This is a genomic window from Streptomyces sp. CAU 1734 (assembly GCF_039888735.1).
In the GTDB taxonomy this organism is placed as follows: Bacteria; Actinomycetota; Actinomycetes; order Streptomycetales; family Streptomycetaceae; genus Streptomyces.
The window spans coordinates 1-1,973 of sequence record NZ_JBDQQP010000037.1; the positions used below are offsets into that span (position 1 = coordinate 1).

The following is a 1,973-nucleotide window of genomic DNA, read 5'->3' on the forward strand; positions in this document are numbered from 1 at the left end:
GCCGAGTCCGGTGGTGGCGCGCAGGTGGTGGGCCAGCCGGTTGGCCTCGCTGTCGAGGCGGCCGTAGGTGAGGTGGTCCTCGCCGAAGACCACGGCGACCGCGTCCGGGCGGATCCGGGCCTGCTCCTCGAACCGCTCGGTCAGCGGCCGCTCGTCGACCGGAGCCGTCACCCCCGCCCACTCGTCCAGCACGAGCCGCCGGTCCCGGGCGGACATCGGGTCCAGCCGGGACAGTCGCAGCTCCGGTGCGGCGACGGCCTGCTCCAGCGTCCGCCGTACCATCGCGACGATCCGCTCCGCCGAGGCCCGTTCGAAGACGTCGTCGCTGTAGAGCACCGTGCCCGCCAGCCCGTCCGGCTCGCCGTCGGCACCGCCCGTGTGCAGCAGGAACTCCAGGTCGAACTTGACCGTCCCGGTCACCACCGGCACGACCGGCCCGCTCCGGACCCCGGGAAAGACGGGCGCCGGCGCCGGGCCGCTCTCCACCGCCAGGCAGACCTGGAACAGCGGATGCCGGGCCAGTGACCGCTGCGGATTGACGGCCTCCAGGACGAGGTCGAACGGGGCGTCCTGGTGGGCGAAGGCGTCCAGGTCCGTATCGCGGACCCGGCGCAGCAGCGCCCGGAACTCCGGATCGCCGGAGGTGTCCGTCCGCAGTACCAGCGTATTGACGAAGAACCCCACCAGCCCCGCCAGTCCGCTGTGCGCCCGGCCCGCCACGGGGGAGCCCAGCGGAATGTCGGTGCCCGCGCCCAGCCGGGTCAGGGTGGCGGCCAGCGCCGCCTGCACCACCATGAAGGGCGTGCACCGTTCGGCGCGGGCCAGCCCGGCGATCCGGCGCCCGAGGTCCGCGCCGAAGTCCACCGCCACGGCACCGCCGCGCCCCCCGGCGGCCGGCGGCCGGGGCCGGTCGTGCACCAGGCTCAGCTCCTGCGGCAGCTCCGCGAGAGCCCGCCGCCAGTACGCGAGCTGCCCGTCCAGCACCGGACCGGTCAGCGCGGACCGCTGCCACAGCGCGTGATCGGCGTAGGCGAGGGGAATCGGCGCCGGGTCGGGGCTCCGTCCGGCGAGCCGGGCCGCGTACGCCGCCGAGAGGTCCGCGAACAGCGGGCCCAGCGACTGCCCGTCCGTGGCGATGTGGTGCAGCAGCACCAGCAGCACGGCCGACTCCGGGCCGGTGCGCAGCAGCGTCACCCGCAGCGGAGCCTCAGCCGCGAGGTCGAAGACGTGTCCGGCGGCGGCCGTCAGCTCCGGATCCACCGCCTCCGGGGCGATGTCGCGGACCTCGAAGGGTGCCGCTCCCGCCGGATCCACCAGCTGGCAGGGTTCGCCGTCCATGACGGCGATCCGGGTCCGCAACGGTTCATGACGCTCCATCACATCGCGGACGGCGGCCCGTAGCGCGGCCGTGTCCAGCGGCCCTTCCAGCCTGACCGACAGGGGGACGTTGTAGGCCGTCCCGCCGACTTCGAGCCCGTTCACCAGCCACAGCCGTTGCTGGGCGAAGGACAGCGGAAGCCGCTCGGGCCGCGGTCCGGGGACCGCGGGCGGCGCCGGTGCGGCGCCCCGGCCGGTGAGCTCCGCGAGCTGTTCGGCGAGCCGGGCCGGGGTGGGCCGGCGGAAGACATCGGGCAGGCCCAGCGGGGCGTCCAGTGCCGACGAGAGCCGGTTGGCGAGCTTGGCGGCGAGCAGGGAGTGGCCGCCGAGGGCGAAGAAGTCGGCGTACGCGGACGGCGGTTCCGCGAGCTCCAGCACCTCCGCGAAGAGGGCGCAGACGATCTCCTCCAGCGGGGTGCCGGCCGTCCGTCCGCCCTCCTCGGCCGGGGGAGCGGTGAACCGGGACAGTGCGCGTTTGTCGATTTTGCCGTTGGGGGTGAGGGGGAGTTGGTGGTGGGTGGTGATGTGGGTGGGGATCATGTGGTCGGGGAGGTGTTGGCGGAGGTAGGTGCGGATGTCGTGGGGTGTGGTGGTGG

The 1,973-nt window shown here is 74.4% G+C and carries 1 protein-coding gene; it reads right to left on the reverse strand.

Annotated features, from left to right (window positions below):
* A partial coding sequence (locus AAFN69_RS34995) for a condensation domain-containing protein (RefSeq protein WP_347732992.1) occupies window positions 1–1,973 on the reverse strand: 1,973 nt, incomplete at both ends.